Origin of the sequence: uncultured Flavobacterium sp., from assembly GCF_963925185.1 — a bacterium.
In the GTDB taxonomy this organism is placed as follows: domain Bacteria; phylum Bacteroidota; class Bacteroidia; order Flavobacteriales; family Flavobacteriaceae; genus Flavobacterium.
In genome coordinates this window covers 147330-164323 of the sequence record NZ_CAWURC010000001.1, presented here as the reverse complement: position 1 = coordinate 164323, position 16994 = coordinate 147330, and the positions used below count along the sequence as shown (strand labels likewise).

Genomic DNA, 16994 nt, shown 5'->3' with positions numbered 1-16994 from the left:
TTAATTAGTTTTTGGTTTTGTATAATATATTTCAAGCTTTAGTCTTTTGTCCTCAGGTACTGTAGTCGCACTTCCATAAAGTATAGTTCCTAATGGACTCATAACACTTGCCCTTGGTGCTTGTGAAATAGTATTCGCAGTTCTTAACTTATTAGAATATAAATTCGCAATATCTTCAGTAACTACAATCCCTAACTTGACATTTGTTGAATCTACGTTTTTTACAAGCCCTCTGATCTGATCTGTAATCCTGATTTTATATGTTGTCCCACGTTTTGACGTTGCATCTGTATTTATGTTTCCGCCAAATACTGATTTTTCTTGTTTGGCATTAGCGCTTGTTGAGCCGTCTGTAAAATAATCCATCACAGGACGGTTATTGGTTAAATCAAACAAATATATTCTCTGTGGTTCATAGCTGTTTGCCATTGTACCCGTATCAACATTAAACACAAGATTGGCTTCATTAATTAACCATCCGCTTTTTCTAATATTGTCTAACTCATCTGAAACGTTGTTGGGTCCTGTTAGATTTCCTTTTTTATCATACCCAATTAAATCAGTTTTATCAAAAAGTTCTAAAACCGCCATTGAACCTTCGCCTCCTTTTAAGTATAATTTTTCATCGCCAATTGTAGTGTTTGCCGCACTCATGGCGCTTGAGTAAGCAGGAGTTGTATCGGTTTGGTTCAATAAACTTACCGTGTTTCCTGTCATATTAAGCACTATCGTTTTGGTAACCTTCGTAGTTACTCCATTTGTAACAAGGTCCTCTTTATAATTAACCGTAATTGTTCCTTTCGAAAAATTCATCATAGCCATACTCCCGGCATCACCGCCAAATTGTTCTACTTTGAAATATAATCCTCGAAAATATTCCTTGAAAATATCATTTGTAAGCAATTTACCAGAGGTAGAAGCGTCCATTATTTTTGATTTAAAAAAACTGGTGTTTAGATTCAACCGCATTGACGGAACTGTTCTTGTAGTTGTAACCACTTTTGTTGTAACGTCCGTAATGGAGACGGTATGTTCAGCAGGGTCAAAGAAAAACGCATCATTCTGAGCTACATCTGTGGTGTCATTCAAACGATTTCCAATTTTGAGGTTGTTAAAGTCCGTGTTTTGATCCGTGAAATACTTTTGTGTAGTTTGAAACCCTCCAATTGGATCTAAGTTTCTCATAAAATATCCTGACTCATAAACACTTAATTTAATTTTCGCCTCAGGTTCACCATAGATAGAGTCCAGTGTGTAAACATGGCTGCCATCAGTATTATTTACTATTTTGGACGCATCGGTAAAATACGGCACATTTAAAATCACGTTATCAATTACCGGATTACTTCCTATTACAGGGTTTACAGCACTCAAAACTAGCTGTGTTGCGAAATTTGCAGTTGTTTTACCAAAGGCGGGATTATTGTAAATTCCCAAAGCGTTTATTGGTAAATTTTCAGATTCAATTGGGGTGATTTTTTGGTTATAAGCCACCACGCTTGAACTGTAACTTTTTAAAGTAAAGTTATTGTCTCCTATTAGATCGGCTCCAATTACATTATATTCTTTATCACATGAAACGAAGAAAACGATACTTACAAAAAATAGAATTTGCTTAAAAAAAGAATTATAGCGCATATTTAAAGTGGGAAATTTAATTTATAGAACACTGCTTTTGTAGAAATCAACATACGCCTCTGCGAATTTGTCTTTCGGGGCGAAAGGTAAAAAAGGTTTTCCTGAAGATTCTATAAATTTTGTTAAACTTGAAGAGAGGTTTTCTGAAGCAATAATAACAGCGTCAGAATGGTTAATTGAGGCTTTCATTATGCCTTCGTAGTCAGGACTTTTCATATCTAAAACAGCTTCGTTTGGTACGCCGTCAAACTTTACTTTGTTAATCATTTCAACATCCAAAGTCCCTTCAAAAGACTGGCCATAGACAGATGTTACAATCTTTGTGTCTGAAAACAAGGCTTCGTTTTTGTAAAAATGCTTCATGTAAATGGGCAACATTGCCGCCATCCATCCGTGAACATGAATAATATCAGGGACCCAATTGAGTTTTTTTACCGTTTCGACAACCCCTTTTGCAAAGAAAATGGCTCGTTCGTCATTATCAGGAAACATAATCCCCTCTTCATCTGTAAATGTCGCTTTCCTTTTAAAATATTCATCATTATCAATAAAATAAACCTGAATTCTTTCTTTTGGTATTGAAGCTACTTTTATTATTAAAGGCATATCCAAGTCATTTACAACTAGATTCATGCCCGAAAGACGAATTACTTCGTGTAATTGATGTCTTCTTTCGTTAATATTTCCATATCTTGGCATAAAAATTCTTATTTGTCCCCCTAGACTATTAATCATTTTTGGAACCTCATAAGACATCGAAGACACCTCATTCTCAGCTAGATAAGGCACCACCTCTGATGATACATATAATATTCTCTTATCTTCCATATTGTAATTTACTTAATTTATTGTCTATAAAAACCATGCAAAATTACAAAAATTTATGCAGTTATTGTCTAAAATATTATGTTTGCAATTAATTTCAATAAAACCGCCATGCATATTTTCTACGGAAAAGCAGCTTTGATAGACTATTTAAAACCCTCAAAAACCAATTATTCAAAAATTGGCTTTGTTCCAACCATGGGTGCTTTACACCAAGGTCACCTTTCGCTGATACAACAGTCTATGTCGGAAAATGAAATTACAGTTGTTAGTATTTTTGTAAACCCAACTCAATTTAACAATCTCGAAGATCTAGAAAAATACCCCAGAACACTGGAAGATGATCTAAAAAAAATTACCTCATTAAGCTTAAAAATCATAGTGTATGCCCCCCCTATAGACGATGTTTATGAAGGGAGACCTTCTTCTGGTTATTTTAATTTTGATGGATTAGAAGATCAAATGGAAGGCAAATTTAGACCCGGTCACTTTAATGGAGTTGGCACCATTGTGAAACGTCTTTTCGAAATAGTAGAACCTACAAATGCTTATTTTGGCGAAAAAGATTTTCAGCAACTTCAAATAATAAAAAAAATGGTTCGTAAAAAAAATCTGAAAATCAATGTAATCGGGTGTCCTGTTTTTAGAGAATCGAATAGTTTAGCCATGAGTTCCAGAAACGAACTCTTGACCCCAGAACAAAAAAAAGAAGCGTCCATTATTTATAAAACGTTAGTAGATGCAAAAGCAAAATTTAAAACAAATAGCGCAACAGTAACAGAAAAGTGGGTTCAAAAATCTTTTGAAAAAAATTCAAATTTCAAATTGGAATATTTTCAAATTGCAGATGAGGAAAAACTTTTGCCTTGTATGAGAAAAAACAAAACCAAAAAATATCGGGCTTTTATTGCTGTTTTTTTTAATAATGTGCGTTTGATTGACACACTTTCTTTAAATTAATTTGCTTTTTAGGACCGCGCATTTAGGTGTTAAAATAACCCACTCTCTAAAGGATAACTGCGTAAATCTAAATTATATCAAAAAACCAACAATTGACGAACCTTTACTCGAAGCTTCAAACATCATCGAAGACTAGTGATACATCGCTTATGCTGTTAAATACTGGGAAAATCTAGAACAATTACACTCAAGGGTTCGGTCGTTCGAAAAGCACAAAAAGATAACCCAATCATCATTTGTTTTGCCACGATTGACTTTCAAGAAACTACCCTCTTCGGGCCTTGGGTTCTTTTTCTAATAAAAAAAGACCATCCCCTAACCCAAATAAAGCCTTTCATTTTAAACAATTAAATCCTTCTAATTAAAATTCTTTATCCTAAATTTGAATTTAATTTAGTTCTATATAATGTCAAAAGTAAAAACCTCCTTTTTTTGCCAGAATTGTGGCGCCCAATATTCGAAATGGCAAGGTCAATGCAATTCCTGTAAAGAATGGAATACCGTCGCCGAAGAAATTATTCAAAAAGAAGAAAAATTAAGTTGGAAACCCACAACTCCTGACCCCAAAAAAGTTTCAAAACCATTAAAAATCAACGAAATCGATTCCAGTCAAGAGATTCGAATGGACACTCGTGACGGCGAACTCAATCGGGTACTTGGTGGCGGTATTGTTCCTGGCTCTTTAATCCTTTTGGGCGGTGAGCCCGGCATAGGAAAAAGCACGCTTCTTCTACAAATTTCCTTGAAACTTCCTTATAAAACCCTATATGTTTCTGGTGAAGAAAGCCAAAAACAAATTAAAATGCGCGCCGAAAGAATCACGCCAAACAGTGAAAATTGCTATATTCTTACTGAAACCAAAACCCAAAATATCTTCAAACAAATTGAAGCCATCGAGCCCGAAATTGTCATCATAGATTCCATTCAAACGCTTCATACTGACTATATCGAATCGACGCCCGGAAGTATTTCACAAGTTAGGGAAACCACTGCTGAATTGATAAAATTTGCCAAAGAAACCAATATTCCTGTAATCCTCATTGGTCACATTACTAAGGATGGAAACATTGCTGGGCCAAAAATATTGGAACACATGGTCGATACCGTTTTGCAATTTGAAGGAGACAGAAACCACGTATATCGTATTTTACGTTCGCTAAAAAACCGTTTTGGATCTACTGCCGAAATAGGGATTTATGAAATGCTTGGAAATGGTTTGCGAGAAGTGTCGAACCCATCCGAAATATTAATTTCGCACAAAGACGAAGAATTATCAGGGACCGCTATCGCTTCGACTCTCGAAGGAATGCGCCCGTTGATGATCGAAATTCAATCGTTGGTTAGTACTGCCGTTTACGGAACGCCGCAACGCAGTACAACCGGTTATAACGCCAAAAGACTGAATATGATTTTGGCGGTTTTAGAAAAAAGAGCCGGTTTCAGGCTTGGCGCCAAAGACGTTTTCCTGAATGTAACTGGAGGAATTTCAGTAGATGATCCCGCGATCGATTTGGCAGTTGTCGCCGCTATTTTATCATCGAATGAAGATATTCCGGTAAATAAAGATTTTTGTTTTGCGGGGGAGGTCGGTTTGTCAGGCGAAATCCGGCCTGTGAATCGGGTGGACCAACGCATTCAGGAGGCTGAAAAATTAGGTTTTTCGACTATTTTTGTGTCTAAATACAATAAAATTTCCTTAAAAAACACGATAATAAAAATCCGTTTGGTAGCAAAAATAGAAGATGTTGCAAGCGAATTGTTTGGATGATTACTTAATTTATTTTTCATAAAACATAAACATTCAGGTGAATAATTCAATTTAATTCTTTAAATCTGCTCAGCTTTCATTATTTATTGGTGATTTTATCTTTTCCTTTCTCCAATGAAAAGAATTCAGAAAATGAAACCATCAAACAAACAATGATTCATTTCTACCAACAACTTGGCAAGGTGTTCTATCGAATTGCTTCAGCAGATAAAGTTGTCCAAAAAGAAGAAATTGCTCAACTCAATGAAATTATAAAAAACCAATGGCTTGCGCTCGAAGATTCTTTAAATGAACTTGGTGATGATGCCGCTTATCAAATTGAAATGGTTTTTGATTCACTTGTGGAAAACGAAGTTTGATAACCGAAAAAACAAATGAATTCTTATTTAGACGCCGTGATGAATTATATAAAAGGTTCTGATTATCTCTATATATTTCGTCCAGCCGAAAACAAAACAAAATTGGAACAACGAATATTTAAAAAAATTCCCTTGGCAACATTAATCTTAAAGCTGTGGAACCCTCAGAAAACATAACTTTAAATGATATTGTAGCTAAGGTTAAGAATTTTTATAATCCGTTGCAACGCAAAATCAATTTGGATAAACAACGATAAACTTAAAGGTCTATTTTAAATATAAACCACAACATAAAATATGTTGTGGTTTAGAAGTACCTCCGAATGACTGTTTCTGGCAACCATTATTCCAAAACCAAGAAAATTTATGTGGCAATTTGACCCCGAAGGAACGCCAAAAACTTTCGCAAACCAATAGCAAAAATTCTTAAGTAATTTGATGTTGCGAAGATGGGTTTTAACTCCAGAAGACACTATTGGACAATCTGTTCCAATAACTATTTCGGGTTTCGCGCATTCTCTTTTGAAACTGAAAACACAAGGCTCTATTCCTTTGGATTCATTGGCAGCAGATGAACCATTTGATTTTTGATTGTTAAACCAAAAAGATGCAAAGAAGTTGTATAATACAGGAAGATTTAAATATTCTCTTCGTGTCTTTGTAGTTAAAAATTTAAGGTGCTGGATCTGGAATTGCAGCCTGAACCGCTTCAATTTCCTTCAGGATTTCGTCGGATAAGACGACATCAATCGTGGCGATGTTTTCCTTTAATTGTTCCATTGTTGTGGCGCCAATAATCGTACTAGTCACAAAAACTTGTTGGGTTACAAAAGTCAAAGCCATTTCGGTCAAGGTCAAGCCATTTTTGTGTGCGATTTCTTGGTATAATCTAGATGCTTCGGTACATTGCGCGCTGTTGTATCTTGCAAATTGGGGAAATAATTTGATTCTCGCATCAGGGTGACTTTCGCCAGATAAGAATTTCCCTGACAAAACCCCAAAAGCCATTGGAGAATAAGCCAACAAACCTACATTTTCCCGAGCGCAAATTTCAGCAGAACCGTTTTCGAAAAGGCGATTCAACAACGAATACGGATTTTGAATAGTTTTTATTCTTGGGAGATTCTGGTATTTGCTTTCTTCCAAAAACCGCATAATTCCCCAAGGTGTTTCGTTTGAAAGTCCTATGTGGTTTATTTTTCCTTGCTTGATCAAACCTTCTAAAGTTTCTAAAACAGAATGAACATTGTCCTCCCAAGCATCGTGTTGCACTTTAAAACCACGTTGTCCAAAAAAATTTGCTTTGCGCTCTGGCCAATGCAATTGGTATAAATCGATATAATCTGTTTGTAAACGGGTCAAGCTTTTTTCCAATGACAAGGTAATGCTCGCCGGAGAAAAATCCATATTTTCTCGAATGTACGACAATCCCGGATTGGGTCCCGCAATTTTTGAAGCCAAAATCACGTCTTCTCTTTTACCTGATTTATTGAACCAAGTTCCAATGATTTTCTCTGTGCTCCCATAGGTTTCCTTGCGTCCCGGAACAGAATACATTTCGGCGGTGTCGAAGAAATTAATTCCTTTTTCGAGTGCGTAATCCATTTGGACATGACCATCGGCTTCGGTGTTTTGTTGACCAAAAGTCATCGTGCCAAGGCAAATTTTGCTAATTTTTATGTCGGAATTAGGTAAAGTGGTGTATTTCATTTATTAGAAGTGCTTAATTTATTGTGTGCAAAGGTAAAGGTTAGTCTGGTGATTGGGCGTAACATTAACAGTTTTTAAAATAAAAAAAGGTTCAGCATTTTCACGCGAACCCTTTTTAACTTTAGTTATTTAAAACTTAATTTATCTCTTTCAACATCTCGGCAATTTCGTCTAATCTCGGTGTCAAAATAATTTCGATTCTACGATTTCTTGCTTTCCCTTCAGCAGTTGTGTTGCTTTCCAATGGGGAGAATTCGCCTCTGCCGGCAGCGGTTAGGTTTTTTTTGTTGATGGCTTTGTTTTCACTCAAAATTGCCACTATTGCCGTGGCTCTTTTGGTCGATAAATCCCAGTTATCTGCAATTGGTCCTGAACCTCCAAAAGGATCATCATCCGTATGACCTTCGATCAAAACAGAAATATCAGGATTGTCGCCCAACACTTTTCCCACTTCGACAACGGCTTTTTTACCTTCGGTTCCTACTGCCCAACTTCCAGATTTGAAAAGCAATTTGTTCTCCATAGAAACATACACTTTCCCGTTTTTTTGCTCCACGGTTAAGCCTTTCCCTTCAAAACCATTCAAAGCATTCGAAAGTGTTTCTTTTAATTTTCGCATACTTTCCTCTTTGGCGGCTATCAAGGCTTCTAATTCATTCAATCGCTGGTTACTTTTGTCCAAACGTTCTTGCTCCAATGCCAATGTTTTTTCTTTTGTCTCTAATTGAGCTAATAGATCTCGATTTTTAGCCATATTTGCTTTCAAGGCTTCATCACTATTTTTTTCCAAAGCAGTGTAAGAGTCCTGCAAAAGATGCAGTTTTTTGTTTGCAGCGGTATAATCGGCTTGTAGTTTATCTCGCTCCAATTTTACTTTTCCTAATTCCGAAATCAAGGCTTCACGATCTAATTCCAATTGGCTTTTTGCTTTAAGTAAATCTATGTTTTCGTCAGAAAAGCTCCTGTTTTCTTTCTTTAAATCAGCGTATTTGTTTTCTAAATCATTGTATGTTTTCTTGGACACACAAGAAGTTGAAAGTGCTACAATCAGCAATCCGAGGGAAATTCTTTTTATCATTTTGTTTATGTTTAGGGTAAGTTTTTATTCTAATTCCACAAATATCGGGCAATGATCCGAATGTCTAGCTTCAGGTAATATAACGGCTCTTTTGATTTTTTGTTTCAAAGGCTCACTAACCAAGCAATAATCGATGCGCCAACCTTTGTTTTCTATTCTTGCAGAAGGAAATCGAACCGTCCACCAAGTGTAATTATTAGGTTCTTTGTTAAAAAATCGAAAACTATCGATAAATCCATTTTTTAAAAAAGTGTCAAGCCAAGCTCTTTCTTCGGGCAAAAATCCCGAGACCCTCTTATTTCGAATTGGATCGTGAATGTCAATGGCTTCATGGCAAATGTTGTAATCTCCACAAATTATCAAGTTTGGTATTTCATTTTTCAACTCGCAAATATAATTTTGAAAATCATCCATATACATAAACTTGTGGTCCAGTCTTTCGCTATTGGTTCCCGAAGGCAAGTACAAACTCATCACCGAAAATTGATCAAAATCGACCCTGATATTTCTTCCTTCGAAATCCATATGCGGAATTCCAGTTCCAAAAACAACGTTATTAGGTTTTGTTTTCGACAAAATCGCAACGCCGCTATATCCCTTTTTTGTGGCTGGAAACCAGTAATGATAAGGATACCCTGCAAGTTCAAAATCTAAAAGTGGGATTTGTTCTGGAGTCGCCTTAATTTCCTGAAGGCAAATCACGTCGGGATCAACTTGTTGAAGCCAGTTGATGAATCCTTTAGAAATCGCGGATCTAATTCCGTTAACATTATAAGAAATGATTTTCATTAAAAAAATTTAGTGTTTCAAAAGTAATAAAAAAAGGACGAAGAATGATTAATAAAAAAAGAAGAAAATGGAGTTTTTTGCTATCTTTGTTTTTCGCTCAACACACAAAAATTATATGGGTTTAGTTACTGCAAAAGAAGTTGCCAAATCAATAAACGCTGACAAGTACGGGTTTTTAGGTACGTTTTCAGGTTGGTTATTGATGAGGGTGCTGAAAATTTCCACTTTAAATAAATTTTACGATAGTAATAAACACTTGAAAGATTCTGATTTTTTAAATGCTATAATAGATGATTTACAAATTAAGTTCGAAATTCCCGAGGAAGATTTCAAACGTTTGCCAAAAGAAGGAGCGTACATTACTGTTTCCAACCACCCTTTAGGGGGAATTGACGGTATTTTACTTTTGAAGTTAATGCTCGAAAAAGAGCCGAATTTCAAAATAATAGCCAATTTTCTATTGCATCGAATTGAGCCTTTGAAGAAATACATCATGCCTGTGAATCCTTTCGAAAACCACAAAAAAAATAAATCAAGCGTTGTGGGAATCAAGGAAACACTTCGCCATTTGAAAGACGGAAAACCCCTGGGAATATTTCCCGCTGGCGAAGTTTCTACTTATAAGGATGGTAAACTTGTTGTGGATAAAGCGTGGGAAGAGGGCGCGATAAAAGTAATCCGTAAGGCTCAGGTGCCTGTTGTTCCTATTTATTTTCACGCCAAAAATAGTTGGTTGTTTTATTTTCTTTCGAAAATTAGCGATACCATGCGCACAGCAAAATTGCCTTCGGAAGTATTCAGTCAGAAACGTCGCGTTATAAAAGTTCGTATAGGGAAACCGATATCCGTTGCAGAGCAAAATGAGCATTCGACAATTGAAGATTATTCGGAATTTTTAAGGCGAAAAACCTATATGTTAGCCAATCCTTTCGAAAAAGAAACGCCTTTTTTGCCAACACCAAATTTAAAACTTCCTAGAAATCCTAAGACGATAATAACTGCCGCAAGCCCGGATAATATGGTTGCCGAAATCCATTTCTTACGTGATAACGATTGTCGATTGTTGCAAAGCAAAAACTATGAGGTTTTTTTTGCCAAAGCCGCAGAAATTCCAAACATACTACATGAAATTGGTCGATTGCGCGAAATTACTTTTCGGGAAGTTGGTGAAGGAACAAATGAATCTACGGATATTGACTCTTTCGACAAACATTATCGCCACATGTTTTTGTGGGATGATGATGCCAAAAAAATTGCCGGCGCATACAGAATGGGATTGGGCTCAGAAATTTATCCACAATATGGAATCGGAGGTTTTTACCTGAATGATCTTTTTAGATTTGAACCCGAATTACATGATATGCTCAGCAAATCTATCGAAATGGGTCGTGCTTTTATCATTAAAGAATACCAGCAAAAACCCATGCCTCTTTTCCTGCTTTGGAAAGGAATTATCCATATAACATTGCGTTATCCTGAACATAAATTCTTGCTTGGCGGGGTGAGCATCAGCAATCAGTTTTCAAATTTTTCGAAATCATTGATGATTGAGTTTATGAAATCGAATTTCTACGACCCTTATATTGCGCAATATATTCATCCGAAAAAAGCATTCAAAGTCAAACTAAAAGATGCTGATAAGGACTTTATTTTTGATGAAGCTGAAGCGGATTTGAATAAATTTGATAAAATTATAGACGAATTAGAACCTGGAAGTTTGCGTTTGCCTGTTTTGATAAAAAAATACATTAAGCAAAACGCTCGTGTGGTTGCGTTTAACGTTGACCCTTTATTTAATAATGCTGTCGATGGATTAATGTACATCCGGATTTCCGATATTCCGGATAGCACCGTAAAACCCGTGATGGAAGAATTTCAGGCAGAACTTGAAAAAAAATTAGCAGAAAAAGGGGAGTGTGATTAAGTTTATGAAGAATGTTTTTAATCAAAACATTCCTCTCCTATTTCCTTATAGAATATTTTTCTTTGATTTTATCGACAATTACTTGTGCCAATCGCTCGTGACTTTCAAAAGTCCAACCGGCTATATGTGGTGTAAGGATTGTGTTTTTTACGTTCAACAAATATTGAAATGCTTCGGGTGTTTTTCCCTCTTGAAAAAGGGTTTCGAAAGACAATTTTTCATATTCCAAAACATCCAAACCGGCTCCAAGGATTTTTCTAGATTTCATCGCTTCTACTAAATCAGTGGTCACAATGTTTTTTCCTCGTGAAGTATTTATGATCCAAAACGGATTAGCGAAAGCATTGATAAAATCAGCATCAACCATTTTATCTGTTTCGGTTGTCCAAGGGATATGAAGACTTAAAACATCGATTTTTTGTTGTAATTCTTCGAGAGAAACTTGTTTGGCATTTTCATTGCCTACATTTTCCTGAATATCATAACACAAAACTTCAACATCGAAACCTCGCAGTTTTTTGGCAAACGATTTTCCCATATTTCCATAACCAATGATACCCACGGTTTTTCCGTCGAGTTCGTGCCCACGGTTATTTTCGCGATTCCAATATCCAGATCGAATTTCTATATCGGCAGTATTTAGTTTATTAAAAAGCGACAAAATCATTCCCAGTGTGTGCTCAGCAACTGCATTCCTGTTGCCTTCTGGGGCAGCAATAAGTTGGATGTTTTTCGTTAACGCATAGTCACAATCAATGCTTTCTAATCCAGCCCCAACGCGGGCAATGAATTGCAAACTCGTGGCTTTGTCTAAAAATGTTTTATCAATTTTGAATCGACTTCGGATGACAATTCCTTGGTAATCCTTTATTTTTGCTTCGATTTCTTCTTTGGACGACGAGAAATCTTCGTGGTTTATAAACCCCGCTTCTTGTAATTGCTTCCAAAGTATGGGGTGATTGCTGTCGATATGAAGGATTTTAATGTTCATAAAATGTGTTTCAATATTTGGTTTACCAAAATAACAAAAAATTTGTGGTTTATCGTTTTGCCAATGGGATTTAGTGTCTCAATTTTGTAATTTTGCAGAAAGGGAACTAACGAAACAACTTTCGGGATTTTCATTTACTTCATAAATTGTTAAAAATTAAAATTCAACTATGCGATTAACAAAAATGTTTTTAGAATTTTCCGAAAGTGAAAAGACTGGCGGTCTACTCTTACTTTTTGTAACAATTTTATCCCTGATTCTTGCTAATTCTCCTATTCAAACCGAATACATCCAGTTGTGGGCAACTAATATTGGTCACCACTCCATCACTCATTGGATAAACGATGGTTTGATGACGATTTTCTTTCTTTTGATAGGGTTGGAATTAGAGCGTGAAATTTATAAAGGGGAGCTGTCTAGTATTAAAAATGCGGCCTTACCGGTTTTTGGGGCTATTGGAGGAATGCTTGTCCCAGCGGGATTATTTTTATTGTTAAATTTTGGCACATCAACACAAAACGGCGCCGGAATTCCAATGGCGACTGACATTGCATTTGCTATAGGGATTTTATCTCTTTTAGGAAGTCGAGTGTCCTCTTCGTTAAAAATATTTCTTACGGCCTTAGCTGTAATGGACGACTTAGGAGCTATTATTGTGATTGCTATTTTATATACAACAACTATTGCTTTTGTGAATTTAACCATTGCTTTGGCTATTTTTGGGTTTTTACTTTTTCTAAACCGGGTGAAAGTTCACAACCTAATTCCATACCTAATTGGCGGAGTAGCGATGTGGTATTTTATGCTTAATTCAGGTGTTCACGCTACAATAACTGGCGTATTATTGGCTTTTGCCATTCCGTTTGGTGATGGTAAGAAAAAATCACCTTCCTATATTCTTCAACATTTTTTACACAAACCTGTTGCCTTTTTTATTCTGCCTCTTTTTGCCATTGCTAATACTTGTATCTCCATTAATCCGGATTGGAGTGAAGGTTTGAGTCAATCCAATTCATTGGGAATTATTCTTGGTTTAATTGTTGGGAAACCATTGGGAATTTTTCTTTTTTCTTTCCTTGGGGTTAGTTTGGGGTTGTGTAGCTTGCCAAAAGACATGAAATGGGCTAGTGTTGTTGGGGCTGGAATGTTAGGGGGAATTGGCTTTACGATGTCTATATTTGTTACACTTCTTGCTTTTCCTGGAAATACCGAAGTGATTATCAATTCGAAAATAGCCGTTTTGATAGCTTCCTTTATTGCTGGAACTTTAGGGTTTATTTGGTTGAAAATCAACTTAAAAACCCCAGCTCAAAAAGTAAAAAAGCGAATAGAATAGCTTTCTAATAAATAGAAAAAAGGTGTTTAGTTACTTAAAACTAAACACCTTTTTTAATTATAATTCTAAAATCTACCCCTTAATTTGCTTTAAAGAAGTTTTTATTCCTCTAATCAACGACGAACTGAATCCGTGAGTTTCCATTTCGTTTAACCCAGCAATCGTACATCCTTTAGGCGTTGTCACTCTGTCAATTAATTGTTCTGGATGCCCTTTTTCTTCGAGAAGCATTTCGGCTGCGCCTTTTACAGTTTGGGCTGAAATTGCCAAAGCTGTTTGCCAGTCGAATCCTATTTCGATTCCGGCTTGCATCGAAGCGCGAATATAACGCAAGGCAAAAGCGGTTCCGCTTGCTGCTAAAACCGTGGCTGCGTCCATCAATTTTTCATCAATAATAGGCGCTGTTCCCAAGTCTTGGAATAAGGCAACCACATTTTGCCCGCTGTCTTTGTCTTTTTCACGGAAAGCGATACAGGTAGCTGATGCTCCAAATTGAGCCGCAATATTCGGCATAATTCGGATAGCACTGTTTGATGCTCCAATTTTATTTTGCAAATCCTCTACCGACAATCCACTAACAGCTGAAGCTATTGTTTTGTTCGCTGTTTTCGAAAGTATTTCGTTTAAAACAGTATCCACTTGGTACGGTTTTATAGTTAGAATAATAATATCTGCTTCCTGAATATGATGCGTATTGTCAGTAGAAACCGTGATCCCTAAGTTTTCAAGATGCAAAATACTTGCCGTATTCCTTCTTGTTATGGTAACCTGATTGTTTTTTGAAAATTTTGCTATTCCCAATGCAATCGAAACGCCAAGGTTTCCTCCTCCAATAATGTGTATTTTCATTTTGTTTGTATTTCCTCTTTCCAAAAATCCTCAAAATATAGGGTGTCTAAACCGAGAGTATTATTGTAAATTTGTTTTTAAATCGTCTTAATTAAAACCCTAAAATCAGTTTCGCTATTGTAAAATAGATAAGAATTCCGCAAATATCATTACTGGTAGTAATAAATGGTCCTGTGGCAAGCGCAGGATCAATCCCAAATTTATCTAGTAATAAAGGAACAAAAGTCCCGATAAGCGAGGCAATAATAATTACTGAAATCAAAGCTATCGTAACAATAATTCCAACAATAAATTCTACGTTTAAAAGAAAATGACTTCCCAAAAACAAAATAGTTGCCAGAATTACTCCGTTCAACAAACTCAATGAAACTTCTTTTATCAATCGGTTGAACAACGAACCGCTCAAGGTGTCATTCGCTAAACCTTGTACAATAATTGCCGAAGACTGAACACCCACATTTCCTGCCATTGCAGCTATAAGAGGTGTAAAAAAGAATAAGTTTCCGTGTTGCAGCATTGCATCGCCAAATAATCCAAGAACTTTTACAGAGACAAATCCTCCCAAAAGTGCCAAAACTAACCAAGGCAAGCGCGCTTTTGTTAGTTCCAAAATACTGTCATCCGCTTCGACGTCTTGCGAAATACCTGCTGCTAATTGATAATCCTGATCCGCTTCGTCCTTGATTACATCAACAATGTCATCGATAGTGATTCGCCCAACTAATCGCCCCATTTCGTCAGTAACTGGGATGGCTTCTAAGTCATATTTTTGCATAATCCTAGCGACCTCAACATCTTCAGCATCGACATTAACCGAATTTAATTTTTTGATATAAACGTCGGTAATTGGTGTCTTTGCAGATGTTGTCAACAAATCTTTGAGAGACAAACGTCCTAATAATCTGTCTTCATCGTCTACCACGTAAATAGAATGTACCCTGGAAATGTTTTCGGCCTGAACTCGCATTTGCTTGATACAAGTAAATACAGTCCAGTTTTCGTTTACTTTAACTAACTCTTTATGCATAATTCCGCCAGCAGTATCTTCGTTATAACGCAACAAATCAACAATGTCTTTGGCGTGTTCAACGTCTAGAAGTTCTGAGATTACTTCTTGTTTTTTGCTTTGTGAGAGTTCGGCAATAATATCGGCTGCATCATTGGTTTCTAGTTCGTCCAATTCTTCGGCAATTTCTTTTGGCGAAAGCCTACTCAATATGTTTTCCCGCAAATCATCTTCTAGTTCAAGAAGAATTTCGGCAGTTTTTTCACTGTCTAAAACCTTAAAAATATAAGTTGCTTCGTCGAAATCGAGTTCATCAAGAATTTCGGCAATATCAGCGTGGTGCAAATCATTTAGCAAAACTTCCAGTTGCTGGTCGTCTTTACTTTGAATAAGTTGCTCTAATTCCTGGATTAGTTCTTTGCTGATTTTAAACTCCATCGGCTTCTATTTTTTGGGTAAGTGTTATAAATTGTTCGACATTAAGTTGTTCTGGACGCAGATTAAAAACCTCATCTTCTCTTAAATTATCGGACAAATTTAGTGTTTTTAAACTGTTTCTCAATGTTTTTCTGCGTTGCTGAAAAGCAGTTTTTACGACCGTGAAAAATAACTTTTCGCCACAAGGCAAAGTGTAATTTTCTTTTCGACGCAAGCGTAAAACTCCTGATTTTACTTTTGGTGGAGGAATAAAAACGTGTTCGTCTACCGTGAATAAATATTCGGCATCGTAAAAAGCCTGAACTAAAACAGACAAAATTCCATAGGCTTTGGTTCCTTTTTTTTCGCAAATACGTTGGGCCACTTCTTTCTGGAACATCCCTGCAAATTCTGGAATTTGGTTGCGATATTCTAATGCTTTAAATACAATTTGTGTTGAAATATTATATGGGAAATTTCCAATTATAGCGAATTGCTTGTTTTCGAAAACCTCATTAATGTTGTATTTCAAAAAATCTTTTGAGATGATTTTATCTTTCAATTTTGGGTAATTCTCGTCCAAATACGTCACCGATTCCGCGTCTATTTCTATGACATATACGTTGACGACAGGTTTTTCCAATAAATATTTCGTCAAAACACCCATTCCCGGGCCTATTTCTAGCACGTAATCATAGCCTTCCAGATTCAAGGTGTCGGCAATTGCTTTGGCAATGCTTTCGTCTTTTAAGAAATGTTGTCCGAGGTGTTTTTTGGCTTTTACTTTTTCCATATTGTCATTGCGAGGCACGAAGCAATCTCGTTTTATTTTTAAGTTTATTTTGCCACGAAGGCAATAATCAAATTATATTTATTGCGCCAAAAATGACACGATTTTACAGACAGAAGCGGGGGTTATTTTAAATTTAGGCTTGAAAATCTATATTAATCGGTTTAATCTGTTCAATCCGTGGTTAATTCTTTTTAAAATTGATTCCTGAACACTTTCCTCTAATATTCTGAAATCAACTCCAATTCTGTTCTAAAAGAAAGCATTTTATCTCCAAATAATTGTTTTATTTCTTCTCGCATTTTTGGGGCATCTTCTTGATAATACTTTTCTAAAGTTGCTTTGCTATCCGTTGAATATTGTACCGAATAGGTTGTTCCTCCCATTTCCTCCTCAATTAAAACCCGCACCATTCGGGCCGATGAAAATTTTCCTGTGGCAAGCATTTCTGGAATGTGTTTGTGTTGCATCCAAATCATCCATTTTTCGTGAACCATTTCGTGTATGTTTGTGGTAACGTTGTAAATAATCATTTTAGGTCTTGGTTTTATGTT

Annotated in this window: 17 protein-coding genes; 7 read left to right on the top strand and 10 right to left on the bottom strand. The window is 36.1% G+C overall.

Annotation, left to right across the window (positions count from 1 at the left end):
* Together AABM59_RS00755 and AABM59_RS00750 are read right to left on the bottom strand one after the other, a co-directional pair.
* Window positions 1-1638, bottom strand: a complete 1638-nt coding sequence (locus tag AABM59_RS00755) for a DUF4270 domain-containing protein (protein WP_338407068.1) — start codon at window positions 1636-1638, stop codon at window positions 1-3.
* A 21-nt stretch (window positions 1639-1659) separates the two neighbouring features.
* Complete coding sequence (locus AABM59_RS00750) at window positions 1660-2466, bottom strand: glycogen/starch synthase (RefSeq protein ID WP_338407067.1); 807 nt, start codon at window positions 2464-2466, stop codon at window positions 1660-1662.
* 78 nt (window positions 2467-2544) lie between these two features.
* Here AABM59_RS00750 and panC point away from each other — a divergent pair, with 78 nt between their 5' ends.
* The 5 genes from panC to AABM59_RS00725 all read left to right on the top strand — a co-directional run bounded on the left by panC (window position 2545) and on the right by AABM59_RS00725 (window position 6141).
* The gene (gene panC / locus AABM59_RS00745; RefSeq protein ID WP_338407066.1) at window positions 2545-3423 is read left to right on the top strand and encodes a pantoate--beta-alanine ligase; all 879 of its coding nucleotides are present in this window, start codon (window positions 2545-2547) and stop codon (window positions 3421-3423) included.
* A gap of 406 nt (window positions 3424-3829) precedes the next feature.
* Window positions 3830-5191 (top strand): DNA repair protein RadA, encoded by a 1362-nt coding sequence (gene radA, locus AABM59_RS00740; RefSeq protein ID WP_338407065.1) that lies wholly within the window; start codon window positions 3830-3832, stop codon window positions 5189-5191.
* 89 nt (window positions 5192-5280) lie between these two features.
* Window positions 5281-5550, top strand: coding sequence for a hypothetical protein (locus tag AABM59_RS00735; RefSeq protein ID WP_338407064.1), 270 nt, complete (start codon window positions 5281-5283; stop codon window positions 5548-5550).
* A 15-nt stretch (window positions 5551-5565) separates the two neighbouring features.
* Complete coding sequence (locus AABM59_RS00730; RefSeq protein ID WP_338407063.1) at window positions 5566-5727, top strand: hypothetical protein; 162 nt, start codon at window positions 5566-5568, stop codon at window positions 5725-5727.
* Between the two features lie 261 nt (window positions 5728-5988).
* Window positions 5989-6141: a hypothetical protein gene (locus AABM59_RS00725; RefSeq protein ID WP_338407062.1), complete on the top strand. Its 153-nt coding sequence runs from the start codon at window positions 5989-5991 to the stop codon at window positions 6139-6141.
* Between the two features lie 81 nt (window positions 6142-6222).
* Here AABM59_RS00725 and AABM59_RS00720 read toward each other — a convergent pair whose 3' ends face one another.
* The 3 genes from AABM59_RS00720 to AABM59_RS00710 all read right to left on the bottom strand — a co-directional run bounded on the left by AABM59_RS00720 (window position 6223) and on the right by AABM59_RS00710 (window position 9127).
* Window positions 6223-7260 carry an aldo/keto reductase gene (locus AABM59_RS00720; RefSeq protein ID WP_338407061.1) on the bottom strand — a complete coding sequence of 346 codons (1038 nt, stop codon included), beginning with the start codon at window positions 7258-7260 and terminating at the stop codon, window positions 6223-6225.
* A gap of 136 nt (window positions 7261-7396) precedes the next feature.
* Complete coding sequence (locus AABM59_RS00715) at window positions 7397-8338, bottom strand: OmpA family protein (RefSeq protein WP_338407060.1); 942 nt, start codon at window positions 8336-8338, stop codon at window positions 7397-7399.
* A 24-nt stretch (window positions 8339-8362) separates the two neighbouring features.
* A complete protein-coding gene (locus AABM59_RS00710; RefSeq protein ID WP_338407059.1) occupies window positions 8363-9127 on the bottom strand; it encodes an exodeoxyribonuclease III in 765 nt (254 codons plus the stop codon).
* Window positions 9128-9242: 115 nt separating this feature from the next.
* Here AABM59_RS00710 and AABM59_RS00705 point away from each other — a divergent pair, with 115 nt between their 5' ends.
* The gene (locus tag AABM59_RS00705) at window positions 9243-11051 is read left to right on the top strand and encodes a GNAT family N-acyltransferase (protein WP_338407058.1); all 1809 of its coding nucleotides are present in this window, start codon (window positions 9243-9245) and stop codon (window positions 11049-11051) included.
* A gap of 37 nt (window positions 11052-11088) precedes the next feature.
* On the opposite strand, the gene AABM59_RS00700 is transcribed toward AABM59_RS00705, so the two are convergent.
* The gene (locus tag AABM59_RS00700; protein WP_338407057.1) at window positions 11089-12042 is read right to left on the bottom strand and encodes a 2-hydroxyacid dehydrogenase; all 954 of its coding nucleotides are present in this window, start codon (window positions 12040-12042) and stop codon (window positions 11089-11091) included.
* 169 nt (window positions 12043-12211) lie between these two features.
* On the opposite strand from AABM59_RS00700, the gene nhaA reads away from it, so the two are divergent.
* Complete coding sequence (nhaA, locus tag AABM59_RS00695; protein ID WP_338407056.1) at window positions 12212-13378, top strand: Na+/H+ antiporter NhaA; 1167 nt, start codon at window positions 12212-12214, stop codon at window positions 13376-13378.
* Between the two features lie 72 nt (window positions 13379-13450).
* Here nhaA and proC read toward each other — a convergent pair whose 3' ends face one another.
* The 4 genes from proC to AABM59_RS00675 all read right to left on the bottom strand — a co-directional run bounded on the left by proC (window position 13451) and on the right by AABM59_RS00675 (window position 16973).
* Window positions 13451-14227 carry a pyrroline-5-carboxylate reductase gene (gene proC, locus AABM59_RS00690; RefSeq protein ID WP_338407055.1) on the bottom strand — a complete coding sequence of 259 codons (777 nt, stop codon included), beginning with the start codon at window positions 14225-14227 and terminating at the stop codon, window positions 13451-13453.
* 91 nt (window positions 14228-14318) lie between these two features.
* Entirely contained in the window at window positions 14319-15671 is a 1353-nt protein-coding gene (gene mgtE, locus AABM59_RS00685; protein ID WP_338407054.1) for a magnesium transporter, read from the bottom strand.
* A complete protein-coding gene (gene rsmA / locus AABM59_RS00680) occupies window positions 15661-16443 on the bottom strand; it encodes a 16S rRNA (adenine(1518)-N(6)/adenine(1519)-N(6))-dimethyltransferase RsmA (RefSeq protein ID WP_338407053.1) in 783 nt (260 codons plus the stop codon). The genes mgtE and rsmA overlap by 11 nt, the downstream gene beginning before the upstream one ends.
* Window positions 16444-16661: 218 nt before the next feature.
* Entirely contained in the window at window positions 16662-16973 is a 312-nt protein-coding gene (locus tag AABM59_RS00675) for a DUF4286 family protein (RefSeq protein WP_338407052.1), read from the bottom strand.
* Window positions 16974-16994: the final 21 nt, after the last annotated feature.

What these genes read in the sequence shown, in the direction of transcription:
- AABM59_RS00755 (WP_338407068.1), bottom strand. Translation starts at nt 1,638, where the DNA reads ATGCGCTATAATTCTTTTTTTAAGCAAATTCTATTTTTTGTAAGTATC.
- AABM59_RS00750 (WP_338407067.1), bottom strand. Translation starts at nt 2,466, where the DNA reads ATGGAAGATAAGAGAATATTATATGTATCATCAGAGGTGGTGCCTTAT.
- panC (WP_338407066.1), top strand. Translation starts at nt 2,545, where the DNA reads ATGTTTGCAATTAATTTCAATAAAACCGCCATGCATATTTTCTACGGA.
- radA (WP_338407065.1), top strand. Translation starts at nt 3,830, where the DNA reads ATGTCAAAAGTAAAAACCTCCTTTTTTTGCCAGAATTGTGGCGCCCAA.
- AABM59_RS00730 (WP_338407063.1), top strand. Translation starts at nt 5,566, where the DNA reads ATGAATTCTTATTTAGACGCCGTGATGAATTATATAAAAGGTTCTGAT.
- AABM59_RS00725 (WP_338407062.1), top strand. Translation starts at nt 5,989, where the DNA reads ATGTTGCGAAGATGGGTTTTAACTCCAGAAGACACTATTGGACAATCT.
- AABM59_RS00720 (WP_338407061.1), bottom strand. Translation starts at nt 7,260, where the DNA reads ATGAAATACACCACTTTACCTAATTCCGACATAAAAATTAGCAAAATT.
- AABM59_RS00715 (WP_338407060.1), bottom strand. Translation starts at nt 8,338, where the DNA reads ATGATAAAAAGAATTTCCCTCGGATTGCTGATTGTAGCACTTTCAACT.
- AABM59_RS00710 (WP_338407059.1), bottom strand. Translation starts at nt 9,127, where the DNA reads ATGAAAATCATTTCTTATAATGTTAACGGAATTAGATCCGCGATTTCT.
- AABM59_RS00705 (WP_338407058.1), top strand. Translation starts at nt 9,243, where the DNA reads ATGGGTTTAGTTACTGCAAAAGAAGTTGCCAAATCAATAAACGCTGAC.
- AABM59_RS00700 (WP_338407057.1), bottom strand. Translation starts at nt 12,042, where the DNA reads ATGAACATTAAAATCCTTCATATCGACAGCAATCACCCCATACTTTGG.
- nhaA (WP_338407056.1), top strand. Translation starts at nt 12,212, where the DNA reads ATGCGATTAACAAAAATGTTTTTAGAATTTTCCGAAAGTGAAAAGACT.
- proC (WP_338407055.1), bottom strand. Translation starts at nt 14,227, where the DNA reads ATGAAAATACACATTATTGGAGGAGGAAACCTTGGCGTTTCGATTGCA.
- mgtE (WP_338407054.1), bottom strand. Translation starts at nt 15,671, where the DNA reads ATGGAGTTTAAAATCAGCAAAGAACTAATCCAGGAATTAGAGCAACTT.
- rsmA (WP_338407053.1), bottom strand. Translation starts at nt 16,443, where the DNA reads ATGGAAAAAGTAAAAGCCAAAAAACACCTCGGACAACATTTCTTAAAA.
- AABM59_RS00675 (WP_338407052.1), bottom strand. Translation starts at nt 16,973, where the DNA reads ATGATTATTTACAACGTTACCACAAACATACACGAAATGGTTCACGAA.